29 protein-coding genes are annotated in these 19,080 nt (G+C 39.2%); 17 read left to right on the top strand and 12 right to left on the bottom strand.

Annotated features, from left to right (window positions below; translation table 11 throughout):
* Positions 1-46: 46 nt before the first annotated feature.
* Together ACT3CD_RS09250 and ACT3CD_RS09245 are read right to left on the bottom strand one after the other, a co-directional pair.
* Positions 47-751 carry a response regulator transcription factor gene (locus tag ACT3CD_RS09250; protein WP_444645051.1) on the bottom strand — a complete coding sequence of 235 codons (705 nt, stop codon included), beginning with the start codon at positions 749-751 and terminating at the stop codon, positions 47-49.
* 6 nt (positions 752-757) lie between these two features.
* On the bottom strand, positions 758-2,005 hold the full coding sequence (locus ACT3CD_RS09245; protein WP_444645049.1) for a sensor histidine kinase: 1,248 nt from the start codon (positions 2,003-2,005) through the stop codon (positions 758-760).
* Between the two features lie 156 nt (positions 2,006-2,161).
* Between ACT3CD_RS09245 and ACT3CD_RS09240 the strand changes: the two genes are divergently transcribed.
* The 3 genes from ACT3CD_RS09240 (at position 2,162) to ACT3CD_RS09230 (ending at position 4,331) form a co-directional block, all read left to right on the top strand.
* A complete protein-coding gene (locus ACT3CD_RS09240; protein WP_444645047.1) occupies positions 2,162-2,377 on the top strand; it encodes a hypothetical protein in 216 nt (71 codons plus the stop codon).
* Between the two features lie 182 nt (positions 2,378-2,559).
* The gene (locus ACT3CD_RS09235) at positions 2,560-3,567 is read left to right on the top strand and encodes a methyl-accepting chemotaxis protein (protein WP_444645045.1); all 1,008 of its coding nucleotides are present in this window, start codon (positions 2,560-2,562) and stop codon (positions 3,565-3,567) included.
* 119 nt (positions 3,568-3,686) lie between these two features.
* Positions 3,687-4,331 (top strand): class I SAM-dependent methyltransferase, encoded by a 645-nt coding sequence (locus tag ACT3CD_RS09230; RefSeq protein WP_444645043.1) that lies wholly within the window; start codon positions 3,687-3,689, stop codon positions 4,329-4,331.
* Positions 4,332-4,603: 272 nt separating this feature from the next.
* Here ACT3CD_RS09230 and ACT3CD_RS09225 read toward each other — a convergent pair whose 3' ends face one another.
* Positions 4,604-6,163, bottom strand: a complete 1,560-nt coding sequence (locus tag ACT3CD_RS09225) for a glycine--tRNA ligase (RefSeq protein WP_444645041.1) — start codon at positions 6,161-6,163, stop codon at positions 4,604-4,606.
* A 139-nt stretch (positions 6,164-6,302) separates the two neighbouring features.
* Between ACT3CD_RS09225 and ACT3CD_RS09220 the strand changes: the two genes are divergently transcribed.
* Positions 6,303-6,512, top strand: coding sequence for a hypothetical protein (locus ACT3CD_RS09220; protein ID WP_444645039.1), 210 nt, complete (start codon positions 6,303-6,305; stop codon positions 6,510-6,512).
* A 78-nt stretch (positions 6,513-6,590) separates the two neighbouring features.
* Here the strand turns inward: ACT3CD_RS09220 and ACT3CD_RS09215 are convergent, their stop codons facing one another.
* On the bottom strand, positions 6,591-7,250 hold the full coding sequence (locus ACT3CD_RS09215; protein ID WP_444645037.1) for a hypothetical protein: 660 nt from the start codon (positions 7,248-7,250) through the stop codon (positions 6,591-6,593).
* An 11-nt stretch (positions 7,251-7,261) separates the two neighbouring features.
* Entirely contained in the window at positions 7,262-7,981 is a 720-nt protein-coding gene (locus tag ACT3CD_RS09210; RefSeq protein WP_444645036.1) for a metallophosphoesterase family protein, read from the bottom strand.
* 646 nt (positions 7,982-8,627) lie between these two features.
* On the opposite strand from ACT3CD_RS09210, the gene ACT3CD_RS09205 reads away from it, so the two are divergent.
* Positions 8,628-8,879 (top strand): hypothetical protein, encoded by a 252-nt coding sequence (locus ACT3CD_RS09205; protein ID WP_444645034.1) that lies wholly within the window; start codon positions 8,628-8,630, stop codon positions 8,877-8,879.
* A gap of 79 nt (positions 8,880-8,958) precedes the next feature.
* Entirely contained in the window at positions 8,959-9,186 is a 228-nt protein-coding gene (locus ACT3CD_RS09200; protein ID WP_444645200.1) for a type II toxin-antitoxin system RelE/ParE family toxin, read from the top strand.
* Positions 9,187-9,198: 12 nt separating this feature from the next.
* Here ACT3CD_RS09200 and ACT3CD_RS09195 read toward each other — a convergent pair whose 3' ends face one another.
* Complete coding sequence (locus ACT3CD_RS09195; RefSeq protein ID WP_444645033.1) at positions 9,199-9,411, bottom strand: hypothetical protein; 213 nt, start codon at positions 9,409-9,411, stop codon at positions 9,199-9,201.
* 135 nt (positions 9,412-9,546) lie between these two features.
* Positions 9,547-9,702: a CHC2 zinc finger domain-containing protein gene (locus ACT3CD_RS09190; RefSeq protein ID WP_444645031.1), complete on the bottom strand. Its 156-nt coding sequence runs from the start codon at positions 9,700-9,702 to the stop codon at positions 9,547-9,549.
* 158 nt (positions 9,703-9,860) lie between these two features.
* Here ACT3CD_RS09190 and ACT3CD_RS09185 point away from each other — a divergent pair, with 158 nt between their 5' ends.
* Genes ACT3CD_RS09185 through ACT3CD_RS09175 form a run of 3 tightly spaced genes read left to right on the top strand, consistent with a single transcriptional unit; the run spans position 9,861 to position 10,678 of the window.
* A complete protein-coding gene (locus ACT3CD_RS09185) occupies positions 9,861-10,205 on the top strand; it encodes a helix-turn-helix domain-containing protein (RefSeq protein WP_444645029.1) in 345 nt (114 codons plus the stop codon).
* Between the two features lie 18 nt (positions 10,206-10,223).
* Positions 10,224-10,430, top strand: a complete 207-nt coding sequence (locus ACT3CD_RS09180; RefSeq protein WP_444645027.1) for a DUF2683 family protein — start codon at positions 10,224-10,226, stop codon at positions 10,428-10,430.
* Positions 10,421-10,678 (top strand): Txe/YoeB family addiction module toxin, encoded by a 258-nt coding sequence (locus ACT3CD_RS09175; protein WP_444645025.1) that lies wholly within the window; start codon positions 10,421-10,423, stop codon positions 10,676-10,678. Before ACT3CD_RS09180 ends, ACT3CD_RS09175 begins: the two co-directional genes overlap by 10 nt.
* A gap of 29 nt (positions 10,679-10,707) precedes the next feature.
* Here the strand turns inward: ACT3CD_RS09175 and ACT3CD_RS09170 are convergent, their stop codons facing one another.
* From ACT3CD_RS09170 to ACT3CD_RS09160, 3 genes are all read right to left on the bottom strand, one after another.
* On the bottom strand, positions 10,708-11,082 hold the full coding sequence (locus tag ACT3CD_RS09170) for a hypothetical protein (RefSeq protein WP_444645024.1): 375 nt from the start codon (positions 11,080-11,082) through the stop codon (positions 10,708-10,710).
* 4 nt (positions 11,083-11,086) lie between these two features.
* Positions 11,087-12,046: a hypothetical protein gene (locus ACT3CD_RS09165; RefSeq protein WP_444645022.1), complete on the bottom strand. Its 960-nt coding sequence runs from the start codon at positions 12,044-12,046 to the stop codon at positions 11,087-11,089.
* A gap of 85 nt (positions 12,047-12,131) precedes the next feature.
* Positions 12,132-12,569: a hypothetical protein gene (locus ACT3CD_RS09160; RefSeq protein WP_444645020.1), complete on the bottom strand. Its 438-nt coding sequence runs from the start codon at positions 12,567-12,569 to the stop codon at positions 12,132-12,134.
* A 345-nt stretch (positions 12,570-12,914) separates the two neighbouring features.
* Here ACT3CD_RS09160 and ACT3CD_RS09155 point away from each other — a divergent pair, with 345 nt between their 5' ends.
* The 3 genes from ACT3CD_RS09155 to ACT3CD_RS09145 are packed head-to-tail and all read left to right on the top strand — an operon-like array spanning position 12,915 to position 13,797.
* Complete coding sequence (locus ACT3CD_RS09155) at positions 12,915-13,259, top strand: helix-turn-helix domain-containing protein (protein WP_444645018.1); 345 nt, start codon at positions 12,915-12,917, stop codon at positions 13,257-13,259.
* Between the two features lie 11 nt (positions 13,260-13,270).
* Positions 13,271-13,501 (top strand): hypothetical protein, encoded by a 231-nt coding sequence (locus ACT3CD_RS09150; protein WP_444645016.1) that lies wholly within the window; start codon positions 13,271-13,273, stop codon positions 13,499-13,501.
* Positions 13,501-13,797 carry a type II toxin-antitoxin system RelE/ParE family toxin gene (locus tag ACT3CD_RS09145; protein WP_444645014.1) on the top strand — a complete coding sequence of 99 codons (297 nt, stop codon included), beginning with the start codon at positions 13,501-13,503 and terminating at the stop codon, positions 13,795-13,797. The genes ACT3CD_RS09150 and ACT3CD_RS09145 overlap by 1 nt, the downstream gene beginning before the upstream one ends.
* Positions 13,798-13,829: 32 nt before the next feature.
* On the opposite strand, the gene ACT3CD_RS09140 is transcribed toward ACT3CD_RS09145, so the two are convergent.
* Both ACT3CD_RS09140 and ACT3CD_RS09135 read right to left on the bottom strand, forming a co-directional pair.
* Positions 13,830-14,507, bottom strand: a complete 678-nt coding sequence (locus ACT3CD_RS09140; protein WP_444645012.1) for a hypothetical protein — start codon at positions 14,505-14,507, stop codon at positions 13,830-13,832.
* A 313-nt stretch (positions 14,508-14,820) separates the two neighbouring features.
* Positions 14,821-15,303 (bottom strand): nucleoside deaminase, encoded by a 483-nt coding sequence (locus ACT3CD_RS09135; protein WP_444645010.1) that lies wholly within the window; start codon positions 15,301-15,303, stop codon positions 14,821-14,823.
* A 161-nt stretch (positions 15,304-15,464) separates the two neighbouring features.
* Between ACT3CD_RS09135 and ACT3CD_RS09130 the strand changes: the two genes are divergently transcribed.
* The 5 genes from ACT3CD_RS09130 to tsf all read left to right on the top strand — a co-directional run bounded on the left by ACT3CD_RS09130 (position 15,465) and on the right by tsf (position 18,909).
* Positions 15,465-15,704 (top strand): putative signal transducing protein, encoded by a 240-nt coding sequence (locus tag ACT3CD_RS09130; protein WP_444645008.1) that lies wholly within the window; start codon positions 15,465-15,467, stop codon positions 15,702-15,704.
* A gap of 519 nt (positions 15,705-16,223) precedes the next feature.
* Positions 16,224-16,679, top strand: a complete 456-nt coding sequence (gene rplM, locus ACT3CD_RS09125) for a 50S ribosomal protein L13 (protein WP_444645006.1) — start codon at positions 16,224-16,226, stop codon at positions 16,677-16,679.
* Between the two features lie 5 nt (positions 16,680-16,684).
* The gene (gene rpsI / locus ACT3CD_RS09120; protein ID WP_444645004.1) at positions 16,685-17,071 is read left to right on the top strand and encodes a 30S ribosomal protein S9; all 387 of its coding nucleotides are present in this window, start codon (positions 16,685-16,687) and stop codon (positions 17,069-17,071) included.
* 103 nt (positions 17,072-17,174) lie between these two features.
* Positions 17,175-18,059 (top strand): 30S ribosomal protein S2, encoded by an 885-nt coding sequence (gene rpsB / locus ACT3CD_RS09115; protein ID WP_444645002.1) that lies wholly within the window; start codon positions 17,175-17,177, stop codon positions 18,057-18,059.
* Positions 18,060-18,081: 22 nt separating this feature from the next.
* Positions 18,082-18,909 (top strand): translation elongation factor Ts, encoded by an 828-nt coding sequence (gene tsf, locus ACT3CD_RS09110; RefSeq protein WP_444645000.1) that lies wholly within the window; start codon positions 18,082-18,084, stop codon positions 18,907-18,909.
* Positions 18,910-19,080 lie beyond the last annotated feature (171 nt).

Below are 19,080 nucleotides of genomic sequence, written 5' to 3'. Positions count from 1 at the left end.
AACACACCTTTAAAACAGCTAAAAAAGGTTTCAAACCGCTGAAAAATTACACCTTACCCACCGTAAGTACGAATCCGACTTTGGGGACAGTTTCAATTTTCACGTCGGGGTCGCCCGACAGATGTTTACGTAACCGCGTTATAAAAACATCGAGACTACGTCCGTTAAAGTAATCGTCGTTTCCCCATAAAGAAGTCAGAATATCGCTTCGACGCACCACCTTTTCCTTATTGCGGCACAATAGTTTAAGCACATCGCTTTCGCGATAGGTCAGTCGTTTCGTCGAACTATTAATGAGTAATGCCTGATTTTCCACGTCAAAGGTGTAACGTCCTATTTCGAAAGCAGTAACCTCATCCACACTGGCAGGCGGTTGTGATTCGTAACGGTTCAGTACCGCATGAATGCGGCACAGCAGCTCCTCTTCGTCAAAAGGTTTGGTAACATAATCGTCGCCGCCGATGTTAAATCCTTTAATTTTATCTTCTTTCATGGATCGGGCCGTCAAAAAAATGACAGGCACCAAAGCGTTGGCCTGACGAATACGCTCGGCCAGGGTAAAACCATCAATCCCCGGTAACATCACATCAATGAGACATAAATCAACCGGCTGTTCCAAAAATTTGCTCAAGCCACTATCACCATCGACACAAAGCAACACCTCAAAACCGTTGTCGCCGAGGTATTCCTTTAAAAGGAAGCCCATATTAGGGTTATCTTCCACCACTAAAACGCGCTTTTTGTTGTACATAACCAATTACGTTAAAGGCAATATCACCCTAAAAGTACTTCCTTTAGCAGGCTGACTCACCACCGCAACCGAGCCGCCAAACCGGGTTACCACCTTCTTAACATAGGTAAGCCCCAGTCCAAACCCTTTTACGTTGTGTGTATTGCCGGTTGAAACACGATAGTATTTTTCAAAAACAGACATTTGTTCATTTTTGTGAATACCAATGCCATTGTCTGTAACCGAAACAACCAACCGGTTATCTTTGTTGACCGTATTGACCATAATAACAGGCACATCGTCAACATATTTAAGCGCATTATCAATCAGGTTGGATACCACCTGCACCATGGGTCCGTATTCGCCACGAATAAGATAACGTTGAGCCGTTAAACCGAGCCTCAGTTTACCACCCGACGCCTGCACACGGTAAAGAAAAGGCTCCACCGCCTGTCTGATGGCAGCGTGCACATCCACCCCCTCAGTCATTTCATCGTCGGTTTCGGGCCGGCCCACATGCAATATTTCCTCAACCAGTTGCTGTAACCGCAGCGTTTCATCGAGTATAACGCCGGCATATTCGCTGGTTTTGTTGGTTTCGCCGGCCGCACAGTTTTTGTTGATCAACTGGCTGGCAAAACGTACATTGGCAATGGGCGTTTGAAATTCATGAACCATATTGTTAATAAAATCGGTTGTGTGAACCAACAAAGCCTTATCGCGTCCAAGTAATCGCATCATAATAAGAAACGAAAACATCACAAAGACAATAAAAATTACAGAGAGGCCCAGGATGCCATATATCTGGCTTACCAGAAACTGATTACGGGTTGGAAATTCCACTTCAATCATTACCCCGCTCTGATCGAGCAACCCACTTAAATTTTGATGATAGGCCGGCGAATTAAAAGTCCGGTGTTTATTAAGATGCAAAAAAGAATCCGTCAGCTGAAACTGATAAGGCAGTTCGATGTTCCACAGCCTTAAATTGGTATTGATAATACTGTCCACTTCCCTTGTTTTAGCAATATGAATAGCTCTAGGACAAGGTCGGCCACAGAGAAAATCAGACATGTCACTGCACTGTGGAATGCGCACACCTATTTCGTCGCGGGCAGCCTTTAAAGCCATTTCCACGCGGTGACTAAAAATTTGTTCTTCCAGGCGGGCCGCCTTAAAAATCCATCCCACCTGAATAACCATTAACAACACCAGAACGATGTAAGTCAACACCGGTAACCACCCGTATCTTTCACGTTTAAACAACTGCTTCATAAAGGCCCAAAGTTAGCCGCATTTACCCTATTATTTATGTCGTTAACATTACATTAACGCGTATTAACCTCAAAGTAACTTGTTTTTATCCATAATCATTCTAAGTTTGTAAAAGAGTAATCAAAAAATCATTTAAACATTAAAATCAACGGAATTATGAAAAAGAAATTAGCAATTGCATTTTTATTCGTTTTTACATTGGCATTAACAGCACCGGTAATGGCCGGCACGATGACACAGGAACCGGAAAAAAAAGAGTGTGCTGATAAAAAAGCAAAATGCGACAAAACTAAATCTGAGTGCGATTCAACCAAAAAAGCAAAATGCGACAAAGCCGAAAAAAAAGCTTGTTGTAACAAAGAAAAAAAATAATCACATTTTCAGCGAAAATGAAACCCCGGATGTTAACATTCGGGGTTTTGTCTTTCATACACCCATCTGAAAACTCTTTTTCTTAAAAACTGTTAACAAGAGCAATTTAAAACCATATAGCATAGTTTAAGTTTTAATTTACAATATTTTTGTGGAAAATAACTACAAATCTACTTAAACTCATGTTCTTTTTCATCATTTCGTCATCCTTACTGTGCTTTATTTTAGGCTATTTAACAGGGCGCAAAAAACAAAAAAAAGCCCATACCGTTCAGGAAATCAGCAATACAGAAAAAGAGCCTGTACAACTAAAGGAAACGACCACGGAGACGTCTGCACTAAGCAGAAAAGAAATGGAACGCCTGTCGATTGTAGCCACCCAAACGGAAAATGCCATCATGATTATGGATGCCGACGGTAACATTGAATGGGTGAACGACGGTTTTACCCGATTGTATGGGTATACATACGAAGAGTTTATAAAGGCACTGGGCGCCAACATACGGGATACCAGCTTCAGCGATGCCATTGAAGAAAGACTGTATACCTGTCAGAAATTGCACAAACCGGTTTTTTATGAAGCCCTTAACATCACCAAAACCGGCAAATCCATCTGGACGCACACGTCACTTACCCCCATCCTCAACCAACAGGGCGAACTCACCTATCTGGCCACCATCGACTCCGACATCAGCAAACGCAAAGAGAGTAGCGACGAATTACTACAAGCCATTGACCAACTTTCGCAACGCATTAACCTCCTGAACGAAAAACAAAGCCAGCTGGTAGCCCAAACCACCAAAATGATGAGCAGTGTTGAAGAAGCCAACCTGATGCTGGCTAATTCAGCTTCGCTGACACATTTCATACAGGAAATTTCTGATAAGATTAAAATACTCGGACTGAATGCCTCCATCGAGGCGGCCTCGATGAGTTACAGCAATTTGGGAAACTCCAGAAATAACGGGTTCAGAGTGATTGCCAGCGAAATCATTAAATTATCGGAAGACTCGAAAATACAAACCAACAAAGTTGCCACCACCATGCAACAGCTGGAAAGTTCGCTGGGACTTCTGAATCATAACAAAGAATCCTTTAACGAATATTCCGACACCTTTTTCAAAACACTTTCGGAAGTGAGAAAGGGACTTCTCACTGTTGAACGAGTGGCTGACAGACTAAATAATTAACATAAACAAACAGTAACTCTTTTCAAAGTAAATCAAGACAGGACGTTGCACATAAAATATTTGTTACTACTTTTGCGCGGATAAAATTAACAACCAGCCCATTAATAAATAACGACATCATGACTTGTCCGCTTTGTAATAACACAGAAGCCACATCGTTTAAAGGTCTTCAGGATATTTTATTTTGGCAGTGTCCCCATTGCCAACTCATTTTTAAGGATACGGCCTTTTACCCCACCAGCGAAGAAGAAAAACACCGATACACACAACATCACAATTCGCAGGATGAAGATGGATACCTCAACTTTCTAGATAAAGCATTGAAACCCACAATCCCTCATCTTGGAGCAGGAGCGGCAGGTCTGGACTTTGGCTGCGGACCAACACCGGTTCTGTCGTCGATGATTCAAAAGGCCGGTTTTGACTGTGAAAACTATGATCCTTACTTTTTCCCGGAGTTACCCGACGAACGCAAAGAGTTTATTATTGCCACCGAGAGCTTCGAACATTTCTTTGAACCGGCCCGCGAGCTAAGGCTCATCACTTCCCTGCTTATTCCCGATGGGGTGCTCACCATTATGACCCAGCGTTGGGACGAAACCACCGACTTTAAAACATGGTGGTATGTTCGTGACAATACCCATGTCGTTTTCTTCCACAAAGACACTTTTAACTACATCTGCAAAAAATATGGATTTTCCATACTTCATGACAACGGCGACAACGTCATCATTCTACAAAAAAATGTGGTGTGGAATAATTGATGATTTTCCTATCTGCGACAAAAATTTCCTGACAAATAAATCGGATTAAGCTACCGGATCAGGTGTTGATTTTGACTTTCAGAAAAGATTAAAGGATACGCAATACTAAAAAAGACGCCCCGGGGGACGTCTTTTTATTTTTATACAAAATCAAAACATATAGTCCAGACTCTGCGTTATGCTTGCGCTATCGAAAAATCCGAATTTTACGGACAGGCAATATTAAGAATGTGCTCCATGAAAAAATATCCAGACAACACCTCATCCTGAAATTATTCAGCCTGTATCTTCTTAAACAACTCCGTCATGCTCACCTTATCGGAAATAAGACCTTTAAGGTCTGCAATATTCACACGTTGCTGCTCCATGGTATCGCGATAACGAATGGTCACTGTTTTATCTTCCATGGTCTGATGGTCGATGGTAATACAGAAAGGCGTACCAATGGCATCCTGACGACGGTAACGTTTTCCGATGGAATCTTTTTCATCGTACTGACAGTTAAAATGGAACTTCAGGTCGTTCACAATATCGCGGGCGACTTCGGGCAGACCATCTTTTTTCACCAGTGGCAAAACAGCCAGTTTCACAGGCGCCAAAACGGGCGGTAATTTCAATACCACGCGCGACTCACGGCTACCGTTCTTACCTTCCACAACATCTTCGCAATAGGCTCCCGCCATAACACTCAAAAACATGCGGTCCACACCAATGGAAGTTTCAATAACATAAGGCACATAACTTTCACCACGTTCCGGATCGAAATAGGCAATTTTTTTGCCTGAATACTTCTGGTGCTGCGACAAATCAAAGTCAGTGCGCGAATGAATCCCTTCCACTTCTTTAAAACCAAATGGCATTTCGTACTCAATATCTGTAGCAGCATTGGCATAATGAGCCAGTTTGTCGTGGTCATGGAAACGGTATTTTTGGTCACCCATACCCAGAGCTTTATGCCATTTCATACGGGTTGCCTTCCATTTCTCAAACCATTTTAGTTCTTCACCCGGCTGCACAAAAAATTGCATTTCCATCTGTTCAAACTCCCGCATGCGAAAGATAAACTGACGGGCCACTATTTCGTTACGAAAAGCCTTTCCGATCTGTGCAATTCCAAAGGGCAACTTCATACGTCCTGTTTTCTGTACGTTCAGGAAATTCACAAAAATACCCTGAGCCGTCTCGGGGCGCAGAAATATTTTCATGGCCCCTTCGGCAGTAGAACCCATATCGGTTGAAAACATGAGGTTAAACTGTCGCACTTCGGTCCAGTTTTTAGTGCCTGACACCGGACATACCACGTCGTAATCCACAATAATCTGACGCAATTCGTTCAGATCGTTATCGTTAAGCGCCTTTACAAAACGCTGATGAATTTCTTCTTTCTTTGCAAGATGTTCCAGGACACGCGGATTGGTCTCACGATACATCTTCTCATCGAAGCTGTCACCAAACCGTTTGGCAGCCTTCTCCACCTCTTTATTAATTTTGGCATCGTACTTAGCCATCAAATCCTCAATCAGCACGTCGGCCCGATAGCGTTTCTTACTATCCTTGTTATCGATTAACGGATCGTTAAAGGCATCCACATGACCCGAAGCTTTCCATACCGTGGGGTGCATAAAGATAGCCGAATCAAGGCCAACCACATTATCGTGCAGCAACACCATTGAATCCCACCAATATTTTTTGATGTTATTTTTTAACTCAACACCGTACTGACCATAGTCGTACACAGCGCTCAAACCATCGTAAATCTCACTGCTCTGAAACACGAAACCATACTCCTTACAGTGCGCTACCAGTTTCTTAAACACATCTTCCTGAGCCATAAAGCCTTTCTTTTAATCTGTTATATTATTTTCTATATCTGTTCAAAAAAACAATCTGACTGTTGAACGATTGCATTCATTTAATCAGAACCACAAAAATAAGTCAAAAATTCAGCTTTATAGCATTTTAGATAAAAATATGGGGAATCAAAAAAGAGGGTGGACTATAATTATTAAAAACACCATCGCCAACCGCTATTACTATGAAACAGGTATTTCGGTCAGTCACCGTTTATTCAGCTTCCCTTTTACCATGTACCATGACCAGCTGTGCACACTTCAGAATAATGGAACGTCCGCCTACTCCGGTATTATGTCCAAAAAAATTCCTCTTTACCGGGTCAAATGATTGTATCGCTCTAAAAAAATAATTTAACAGGAAAAGAAATGATCCCGTCATTTTACGGTCCATTTACAATCACTTCCACTATTTCAAATACAACGTAATACCCAAAGACAAATTCCATATTTTGTCAATAGTTACATACTTAGTCCTAAAGAACTCAAGTATATATGCATCCAAAGTACTCATCTCTCCATATATACCAATGGATTTAAAAGTGCACCCCGCAGGCAAGCTAATTTTCCATTCCGCCCCCCAAAAAGGTGCAAGATGAACCTTATTTTGAAAATAATATTTTTCAGGATAATGCGGTGGCAGTCGACGAAAAGTATTATTGGTATTACCCCAATTAATTGACACGCCAGCCTTAGGAGTAATATTACCCAGAAGCCCGGGTTTAAATAAATCCCAACTGTTTTTCAAAGACACTGTATGTACCGTGACACAACTTCCACCCAGGTCACTAGAAAGGAGGCCGTAAAACAAAGTGGCATCATACCTCGGTGAAAAATTATAACCTGCACCTACTGACATAAAACCTATTAATCCAGCATACTGCACCTTAAAATAATCAGGTTTAAACCATGATCGTTTAATATGAAGAGTATCCTTCCTTATGACCAAGAGCATTGGGTTTGCAGAACCAGTCAAGCTTACGCCATCCGTCGACGACGAAGACTTGTCGCCCGCCATAACCAAAGAAGGTGGCAGCAAAAAAAACATATAAAACAGGCAATTCCTCATAAACAACAGTACTAAATATTTTCTGTTCTAATCTCAAACCCGTCTTCATCCACATCCAAAATAAAGACTTCGTTCTTTTCACTACTTGAAGAAGTAAAATAAAAAGGCCCTGACGAGTATTTTTTACCATAATAGAAATTGTGCGTGTGTCCGTGCAAAGACAAGTCTACATTGTGTTTAACCATCACCTGGTTAAAATAGTATTCGTTACCACGGCTAAAGGAACTATCCCAAGGAGGAATATGCGCAAACACAAAACGATACTTGTAATCCTCGCTGTCTTTTAAAACTGCCTCTAACCAATCAAAATCCGGATCCTCCACATTCTTCTCCCAGATAACATCATCAAAAAAAACAAAAAGGCAATTGTTATATACCATGGTGAAATTAAAGGATCCGAACATTTCATTGTACAAAAACTCCCCATTAGACAGGTAGTCATGGTTCCCAATTAAAGTAATGAGTGGATGATCCAACTTGGCGGAAATATCCCGAAACCACATAAATTCCCTGTATATACCGCTTAAAGTCAGATCACCCATGTGCACAACAAAATCAAGACTGTCCTTTCGGTTAAAATACCGTACCTGCTTTTCAAAATCGTCGTAATAAGTGTGGGTATCCCCAAAAAGCCCTATTGAAAAGGGGGCAAAATCTTCTGTGCCTTCATGCTGAATCACTTCAAGTGCCTTTGCATTTAAATCGCTATCCGATGATTCAACACTTGACATGTAGGGGCTGTATTCAATTAAATTATCACAAGACCAAAGAAAAACCAGGACGACAAAAGATATACACCGTAATATTTGTAAAACTCTCACCATATATTTTCTATTTCATTCTTATAAGATCCCATTACATGCGGTATCCAATTTCAAATCGAAGTTCGACATAGCAAGTTTTAGGCCCATGCAATGTTATTTCCCGTATGATTTGCGGATAATCCCGGATCGTTGGAACAAAACTAATAAGAGTATGGTTACACGGCGAGCATTACTGGCTGAAGCGTAGAAAACAAGCTTCAAAATGGCATAGCATACTCGCAAATGAAGATCATTGGCGTTAGCCTATTTGCTCTCGAATAGCTCTCTTTTTGAATTCCTGCATAGGAATTCCATCGAATACTGAAAAAACTGTCTGAAAATTAGTCTCAAACCAAATTGGCTAAAGCGACAGAAGCTTCTCTCCTGACTATAGAGAAGTATGAGCGTAACGAAGTCGTTCGTTCTATTTAATCTGACTCAAATAAAGTGACTTTATTATCCCGAGCATGCACCAAACAGATCCAAAACAATATTGAAAAGCTTTGTTTTCTGATTGTCACTTTTCAAGGAATGCCAAAGCAAGGCAAGCTTATTCAATGTAAAAAACTATCTTATGCAAACAGTAACAATAGAACTTACAAATAATAACTCTTTAAAGGCTTTACAGGACTTAGAGCATAAACATTTGATTCGGATTGTAAAAGAACCCGATTTAAATTCATATGCTTTGCCTGGTGAACCAATAAGCGAGCAAGATTTTAAAAAGTGGGTCGAGTACACGGAAGATTCTCCTACTGTAAGTTTAACTGAAGCCAAACAACGATGGGCAACACAAAAGGAAAAGCTCCAAAAGCTGGCTCGTTAAGAGTAACCGAAAACGCCCTCCAAAATATTAATATTATTACGGGCTACATTGCTTACATCAAACACCAACTTTAAACGCTATCTGTGTCGGTAATAAAATATTTGAGGTCATAGACCGCATTGAACAAAACCCCTTAGCATTTCGGGAATGCGAAGAAATTCCAACTAAAACCAAAATATACCGCAAAGCTGTTTGCATGAATTGGCTTATCATCTACAAAATTAAAGTCTCCAAAACTGTTATTCCTGGTATTATTCAAGGTAGCCGAAGGGCTTCAAAAGTCAGAAAGCTTAGGAAAATAAAATAATAAAAAGAACGATTAAAAATGAAGTCCGGACTCAAAAACTGCCCCATGAGGGGGATCATAAACCCGTCCATTCATGTTGATTAACCCATAACCATCCAAATGCTCGTGCAGGGTATAGCCACGGCTGAACAAAAAGGATGGCCGGCTGTCCAACTGCGACCAGTTGGTAGGATTCTTTCGCAGGCCCCAGGGGTCGTAAGCATACCGTTCTTTTCTTGCAAGCACTAATTATTGTATGTGTAATAAAGAGTGTCGGTATTGCTATTCTGCACATAAATGGCAGCCAGGCCGTTGCCTCTGTGAATATAATGAAGTTTTCGGGGGTAATTGGAATGATTGGGTTCGAATTACAAATTTACTTTAATGGAAAGTGTTTGTGTCGGCATAAATACGGAAGCTTGGTTTATCGTCCTCATGGAAAGGGCATTTTATTTGGTGGTTCCGGTCGGACTTGAGGTTGTAATGCTGTAAAACTGTGAGTATCGAAAGCCTTTGTTTTATGTCGCCTATTGCCATGACAAAAAAAAGTTAAATTTTATTTTTAGCTCTTATTCAAGTCAGAAGTACCAAATACTAACAAAACTATATTAAACTTTTTTATCCCCTATAAGGTTTATATATTTGCAAAAGAACTAAGAACAAGGGCTTTTTAAGCCCTGATAAAGGTTTTTATTATGAATACTTTTGGTAAAAAAATAGCTGCTTTACGGAAAGCAATTAAAATGTCTCAAACAGAACTGGCAAAAGCTTTGAGTACTTCAACATCGGTTATCGGAAGGTATGAACGTGATGAAATGACACCTTCTATTGATGCAGCTAAAAAAATTGCAAAGATTCTAAACACTACTGTTGGCTACTTGCTTGGCGATACTGAACAGGAAGATTTATTTAAAAACCCGGAGATGCTTAAACGTCTCTCCGAAATTGAAAAAATGGAGGCTACCGACAAAGGCCATATCCTTTCGGTTATTGACGGGTTTATTAAATCAATAAAACTTAAAAATATTGCAGCATCTTAAATTTAAAATGACAGTATTATGAAAACACAAGATATTATTGTACATCCATCGAACGCACATGAAATGAACGTTATCAAGGCTTTCTTCGAAGCTTTGAAGATTAAGTTCGAGGTTGCAAAAGATTCGCCTTACGACCCTGAGTTTGTGGATAAAATAAAAAAAAGCCGCAAACAGGCTGCCGAAGGTAAGACCGTTAAGATTGACCTTGACGATATATGGAAATAGAATATACCCTGCAAGCCAAAGAAGATATAGATTACTGGAAAAAATCCGGCAACGCTTCCATTTTAAAGAAAATCCGCAAACTCATTGAAGCTATTACCCAAAGCCCTTTTGAAGGTATTGGAAAGCCGGAAGCCCTAAAGTATAATCTTACTGGCTGTTGGTCTCGCAGGATAAACAAAGAACACCGCATCGTATACGAAGTGTTTGACGATAAAATTATCGTGCATTCGCTTAAAGGACATTATTAAAAAAGCCCGTGCAATTGGGCTTTTTTATTTTATAAGTCCTTGACTTTTATAAGATAATTATCTTTTTTAATAGCCATTGTCTTATAATCAATATGTTCAGCAGGTTCATATTCTTGCTTCTCAATTTTAAATCCCATTACTGCCCATTTCGCAGTTTTGTCATATGAAAATAACATTGTTCTGTAATGATATTTCAAATAATGGTATTCACTATCTGTGCCTAAATAATATACTACATCATTAGTTGGTAGTTTAGTTTTTAGGTTATCTACAGAAGTGAGACAGTACGTCTCCTTTTGTTCATTTCTCGTCTTTTCACAGTCTTTTAAATAAGTAACTACTTTACTGCTACCACAAGAGCTAAAAATCAAACCAAACAAGGTCATATACAATATTGTCTTCATATAATTACGGATTAGTCATATAAGGAGAAAAGTATGAATACCTTCTTGCAAACATTTGCATTTGAAGTAATGAAGGATGACGTAAGAATGGCATGTTAAGTACTCCTGCTTTCAATAGAGCATTTGAAACAGATGTAACACAATTAGTATTCAATGCACTATATCTAAAAATTTTTAGATTGCCACTAACATACTGATTTACTTTATCTAAACGAATATTAGATATTCGAATTTTTGAAACAGTCAACCCATCCAATCCCACATCATTTGCATGTGTAGGCCAATCATTATAGCCAGGAGCATCCCAAAAACTATCTCCTCTTACTGCTCTATCCCAATCCGGACCAACAGAAATAAGATTTTCCGCATTTCCTTTTGCATCAGGTACAGTTCTTAATTCCGAATGCCCAATTGGGTCGTTCTTTGTAACCAAATCAGCTTCGCCAACATTATTTCCATAAGCACCCTTAGCAATTGCCCAAGCATCAGATAAATTTGCAAAAGCCCCTAATCCATAACCTAAGTTTTGCATAAATGAGTTTCCTTTCTTACCTAAATAACCCCATTCTCCTTGAGTAATATTGTAAGAAGCAACACCAAAGCCAATTGAAACATCTGTTTGCCCTCCTGTCACCACATTCATTCCAACAGAATTCATAAAAGAACCACCCATGATGGCTGCTGTATTCGCCATTGGCATACCTGATGTTGCAATAGAGCCAGCAAATCCACCAGAAGCACCTCCAACAAGTGCTCCTCCTGCCATATATCCCCAGGTTTTTCCAGAGCTGTAATCCCACTTAAAAGGATTCATAGTACCATTAGCTGCACTTCCTCCACTCCACATTCCTATATCTGCGCCTATAGCCATTGGTAAAAAAGCTTGTCCGCCTGGTATTATTAACGCAAGTGCCGTAAAAATAAACTCCCCACTCGGGTCAGTATAGATTAGGGAGTTATTCATACAATACCCATACCTGTTATAATTCAGCCAACTGCCCGGCGACTAAATATATGGGTCAGGACTCAAAAACTGCCCCATCAACGGATCATAAACCCGCCCATTCATGTTGATTAACCCGTAACCATCCAGATGCTCGTGCAGGGTATAGCCACGGCTGAACAGAAAGGATGGCCGGCTGTCCAACTGCGACCAGTTGGTCGGATTCTTTCGCAGGCCTCAGGGGTCGTAAGCATACCGTTCTTTTACGGTACCCGATGCATCGGTCACTGCCAACAGGTGTCAGCCAGAAAACTCCATTTTTTTCGTTACGCTCGCTTTCAAAATGATCATTTACATCAGTAAACTCACATTTTTCAAGCTTCGCAAGCCTCAAAAATGAAGCTTTCTTATCTGACACCGGACTTTTCTTGCAAGCACTAATTATTGTATGTGTAATAAAGACTTTCGGTATTCCTATTCTGCACATAAATGGCAGCCTGGCCGTTGCCTCCGTGAATATAATGAAGTTTTCTGATTTTTCCATCTGCCAGATGTTCCTCTTCGTAATTTCCAAGGTAATATTTAGTGTTTGTCTATAAAGTCAACTACTTCGTTATGCTTGTCATAAAAACAGTCATTTACGAAAAGTAAAATCCTTGATTTTTATGACTTCGCGAGCCTCGTATTTGAACTTTATATTTCAAACACTTAGTTTATGGACAGGTAATATTTAGTCAACGTGGTATTTCCCGAATTGGCAAAGGTGCTTTTCACCCGCTGACGGGCTACGCCGTAGGTGATGGAAAAACAAAAATTACAATTTTCAATATCGTCTGATAATTCCGTATATTTGCAATTACACAGCATTATAAGACTCAAAAAAGATTATATGAATAAAATAATAGCGGCTATTATAACGAACCTTAGAAAAGAAAGAAATTGGTCGCAAACCGATTTATCTAATCAAAGTAGTGTATCTCGTGAAATGATTAGTAAATATGAAAGAGGCATTGCCATCCCTTCTGTAGATGCTGCCAAAAAAATTGCGGATGCTTTCGGGGTGTCTTTGGATTATTTGGTGGGGGAAGGCATTAATTCTTCATTCGATAAGCAAACACTAAAAAGGCTGCAAGAAATTCAGGATATGAAGCCTGATTTTAAAGTACACCTATTCTCTATTATTGATTCCGTTATCAGGGATTATAAAACACAACAAGCGTATTCAAACCAATAAAATTTAAGATTATGAACCTGCAATATATTTCAGACAGCAAAGGACAAACAACTGGCGTATTCATTCCTATAAATGAATGGAACGACCTTAAAAACAAATACAAGGATATTGAACAGGAAGAAATCAACGTTCCTGAGTGGCATAAAGATTTGGTTTTAAAACGCCTTGAAGATTACAAACAAAATCCTGGTTCTGCTATGGATTTTGATTCTGCAATAGACGATATTGAAAAAGAGTTGTAATGTATAAAGCTGTAATACTCCCTCTTGCAAAAGAAGATGTCCGGGAAGCTGCCATATGGTACAACAAACAGCAAAAAGGACTTGGTAAAAGGTTTACGGCCGAAGTACGCGAGAATGTCCATTTTATCAGACAAAACCCTAAAGCTTCAAATATTCGTTACAATAGCGTAAGAACTGCCGTTTTAAACGTGTTCCCGTTTATGATTCATTTTACAGTTGATGAAAAAAATAAAACCGTAATTGTTTCGGCTGTATTGCATACAAGTAGAAATCCTGAACTCTGGAAAAATAGATAAAGCAAAAGCTCCGGTAGAACCGAGGCTTTCTGCTATTTTACTATTAAACTTATTTTATTTGATACGATAACTCCTTTAAAAATCTGAGCTTCTTTCGGCTTGTCCTTATCCCAAGAACTCAATGTTGGAGGGGCTTTTGACACAATATCATTAAAGGAGTAAAAAAGAAATATTTTATACTTTCCAGAGGCTAAATCATGGTAAGAGTTTAATAATGGATATAAATCAACTACAGTATCATTATCTGACACCATTAGCTTTGATAATTGATAAGCATGAAATTTATCAGAATCTATTTTAACCTTCTTCACCTTTAATGATTTTTTATTTACCTGTTCTTTTCGAGCGGTATTATCTATTTCATCTTTAACGTGTACAAATGAAGGTTGCATAATCTCCTTAGCTTCAACAATGTCTCCAGATTCATTTTCAATTAAATAATTCAAACCCACAGAACTTCCTTTATGTTTATTTAATGTAATAGTGTCAAAAACAAAAGGTAAAGAAGGAGTATTCTGAAAAAACTTATAAAAATACAATGTATCTAATACATTATTAAAACCGGACAGACGAACCCGAAGCATAACAGCATCATGCTTCTGTTCCTTTACAATAATGGTACTTATTATTTCTAACTTACCCATATGCTTGTTTTGTCCATGCATCATGGATGCAATAAAAATAAATATTAAACTCAAAATTAATCTCATACGTGTATCTTAAAATAGTCCTGGCAATCCCCAATAAAGTCTGGCATAATGTTCCATAAGCGTCAAACGAGCTGGCGCTGCAAGTCTTGAATAATTAAATGAATGGGCTCTAAATTCTAACATATTGATATAGTTACTGGAGTTTTTATTATGTAAGTAAGATGCATATCCAGTGTAGAAATCTCTTGCATGATACCACTCATGAAACAAAGTTTCTTTTGCAGAAGCACTTCCTCTCCACATTTGACGTACCGTACTTTTGGATAAAAAAATCTTATTGTTATTTAACCTAGCATAACCATCAACAGAAATATCAATATTCTATTTTATCGGGCAAGACCGTCCATGCTTCAAATGTATGAATTGCCTCCTCTCCCAATAATGGCTTCATAATAATGCTTCGTTCCTGAACCGGCAATTCCAGTTCTTTATAAATAAAATGATCATCAAACCCTATTTTCGCTGCATCATTTTTAGTATTGCCATAATAAATAGTTGGTATGCGGGCCCAATAGATAGCCCCCAAACACATCGGACAAGGCTCACAGGTGGTATATAAAACACAATCGGACAAATTAAAATTGCTTAAAGCAGCTGCAGACTCCCTGATAGCCATGATCTCGGCATGTGCCGTCGGGTCATTCAGTCCGGTAACACAATTAGCTCCGCGGCCAACCACCTTGCCATCCTTTACAATCACAGAACCAAAAGGTCCTCCGCCGTTTTTTATGTTCTCATCAGCCAACGCAATGGCCATCCTCATAAACTTTTCGTGACTTCCTCCATCTTCAACCATAACATAATAAAAGTTAGAACTGTAACACTAATTTTTAAAAAGGCAACATCTGTAATGTGGTGTCGGCAAACAGCACAAAGTCGAAAATAAAATAGAAAAAACAAAACTACTCATTTCCAAAAATATATTATCTTTATATCTGTACATATAAACCAAAAATCATGACTGATAAAGATGGAATCGTAAAGCTATTTTCCGGTGATGAAATATCGGTAATACACCTCAAAGACGAATTAGAAACTGCCAATATTGAAGCAATGATTCGCAACGACTTTCAATCAGGAACATCAGCCGGTTTTTATGCAGGGTCACCATCGTCATACGAATTATTCGTGCTCGAATCCGACGCAAATATGGCCAACAACATTCTTCAAAATTTCTTAAATGAAACGCCCGACTAAATACAGTCTGTCTATAATATCCAACTTCTGCGTAACGCTAGTTCTAAAACATGATCATTTACGGAATTAAACTCACATTTTTTGAGCTGCGCAAGCCTTGATTTTGAACTTTATAATCAAACTCCCGACCTTACGAACAAACACTTGATAACATCTGAAAATAAATCGTTTAAACCAATAATTCCGATTTTATCCTCACGCCGATCGATATACCATTGTAAATATTTGAATACCGAAACTATATCTCAATAAAGAACACCAAATATCGCAAAAAGCAGAAAATTAAAAATAGAATCAAGGTTCCACTTTCTCATCTAAACCATTGGCAGTTATAAAATATATTCGTACTTTTGCGGCCGATTATTATCCGAAAAAAGGGTGCAAATAAATTGTTATTCAACGTATTGTTCACCATTCTAAGAGGTTATGCCCCTCTAAGAGTGTTTACCTGAAACAGTTTAAAAACACCGGCAAATTGTTTTAATTTTTATTGTAGGTCTAATTTCAAAAAGAAAGACTGTGAACACATTAAGTTACAAAACAGAATCGGCGACCCCGGCAACCATTCAAAAAGAATGGCTGGTAGTTGACGCTACCGACAAAGTGTTGGGCCGACTAGGTTCTGAAGTGGCCAAGCTCCTAAGAGGAAAGCATAAGCCAAATTACACGCCCAACATGGATTGTGGCGACAATGTAATAATTATCAATGCCGACAAAGTAAAATTGACCGGCAAAAAATGGGAAGACAGAGTATTCTTCTACCATAGCGGTTATCCAGGTGGTCAAAGAGAAGTTTCTCCCGCCATGTTATTTGCCAAAAGTCCCGAACGTCTGGTTGAAAGAACCGTGAAAGGGATGTTGCCAAAAAGCAAGTTGGGACATCAACTCTTTAGAAACCTTTACGTGTATGCAGGCCCTGAGCATAAGCAAGAAGCTCAAAAACCCAGGGTGATTGATTTAAACACCATTAAATAATCGTTATGGAAGTAATTAATGCCATAGGAAGAAGAAAAGCGGCCGTAGCCCGCGTTTATTTAAGCGAAGGTAAAGGCAAAATAACTATCAACAAAAGAGATCTGGAACAATATTTCCCCGCAGCCATATTACAATATGTGGTAAAGCAGCCTCTTGAATTGTTGAGCGTTGCCGGTAACTACGACATCAATGCCAACCTGGATGGTGGCGGAACTAAAGGTCAGGCTGAAGCATTACGTTTGGCCATTGCCCGTGCACTTGTAAAAATTAATGCAGACGACAAATCAGCTTTAAGAGCCAAAGGTTTTATGACCCGCGACTCCAGAGTGGTTGAACGTAAAAAACCGGGTCGTCCGAAAGCACGGAAGAGATTCCAGTTCAGCAAGCGTTAAGATATCTCAGGTGCGTTTAGTATCTAAATCTGTGAGATTTCCGACAGGGAACTACTCACTGGTTGCCTGAATTTAAGAATGTAAACGACTTAAAAAAATTAAAATGCCCAAATTAGAATTTCAAGAAATGCTTGACGCCGGAGTTCACTTCGGTCACCTCAAGAGAAAATGGAATCCCGCAATGGCTCCTTATATTTTTATGGAGCGTAACGGTATTCATATCATAGACCTGCATAAAACAGCCGTTAAAATTGATGAAGCTGCCGCAGTGTTGAAACAAATTGCTAAATCAGGACGGAAAATATTATTTGTTGCCACCAAGAAACAAGCAAAAGAGATCATCGCCGACAAAGTAGGGTCAGTGAACATGCCTTACGTTGTTGAACGCTGGCCAGGTGGTATGCTAACCAACTTCCCAACCATTCGTAAAGCGGTTAAAAAAATGACCTCTATCGATCGTTTGATGGGTGAAGCAGCATGGAACAGTCTTTCAAAAAGAGAAAAATTACAAATATCACGTCAGCGTGCTAAGCTGGACAAAACACTGGGTAGCATCGCCGATTTGAACCGTTTACCAGCAGCCATGTTTGTTGTGGACGTGATGAAGGAACACATCGCAGTAAAAGAGGCTATTCGTTTGAATATCCCTGTATTTGCAATGGTTGATACCAATTCAAATCCCAACAATATTGATTACGTTATTCCTGCAAATGACGATGCTTCAAAATCAATTGAACTTGTTGTTGGCGCAATGACCGATGCCGTAAAAGAAGGTTTGGCTGAACGTAAAGTCGAAAAAGAAAACGAAGCGCCAAAAGAAAAAGGAGCTGCCAAAAATAAAAAAGGCGAAGGTCGTGCAAGAATTAAAGCACGTAAAGAAGCTAATGCCGAAGTAGAAGCACAGGTTGAAAAAACTCCAGCAACTGAAGAGAAAAATTCAGCAACTGAAGAAAAAAAATCAACGACTGAAGAAAAAGGCAAAGAATAATTAACCACAAAAATCAGAAATAATGGCAATCTCTGCTGCTGAAGTAAGCAAACTTAGAAAAATGACAGGTGCCGGCATGATGGACTGTAAAAAAGCCCTCACCGAAACCGATGGAGATTTCGATAAAGCTGTCGATATAATTCGTAAGAAAGGTCAGGCTGTAGCCAGTAAACGTGCTGACCGCGAAGCCACTGAGGGTGTCGTCCTTTCAAAAGTAACTGAAGATGGTAAAAAAGGTGCTTTAGTGGTGCTAAACTGCGAAACCGATTTTGTTGCCAAAAACGAAAGTTTCGTCGCACTCACACAATCAATTCTTGATTTGGCTTTAGCCAGCAATGCCACAACAATTGAAGAAGTTAAAGAACTTAAATTGAATGGCGTAGCTATTAAAGACGTAATCACAGAACAGATTGGGGTTATCGGCGAAAAACTTGACTTGCCTTATTTTGCTGTTGTTAATGCCGAAACGGTTGTTAGTTATATTCACCCTGGAAATAAATTAGCTACTATAGTTGGTTTCAATCAATCAGGCTTCGAAAATCAGGTAGGTCGCGACGTTGCTATGCAAGTAGCAGCTATGAGTCCTGTCTCTATCGATAAAGACTCTGTACCTCAGGATGTTATTCAGAAAGAATTAGAAATAGCCAAAGATCAGGCTCGTTTAGAAGGCAAACCGGAAGAAATGCTTGATAGAATTTCTCAGGGACGCTTAAACAAATTCTTTAAAGAAAGCACCTTGTTGGAGCAGATTTTTGTGAAAGATGGAAAAATCAGTATCCGTGAGTATCTGAAAAATACCAATAAAGATTTGACTGTAACCGATTTCAAACGTTTTAGTTTGAATAACTAATCGGCTCTATCACAAATCACATATAAAAGAGGCTGTCCTAAAAGACAGCCTCTTTTTATTTCACCACAAAATGGCACTCTAAACCTTGATTCCATGAATAATAATTGTCCAAAAACGCCATCAATTCTATGCCAAACGTCTGTTTTTCTATTGTCTTTGTACTATGAAATC

The organism is Geofilum sp. OHC36d9 (genome assembly GCF_052400685.1).
GTDB lineage: Bacteria > Bacteroidota > Bacteroidia > Bacteroidales > Marinilabiliaceae > CAZHHH01.
The sequence above is the reverse complement of the archived record's forward strand: the minus strand, read 5'-3'. Positions and strand labels throughout refer to the sequence as shown.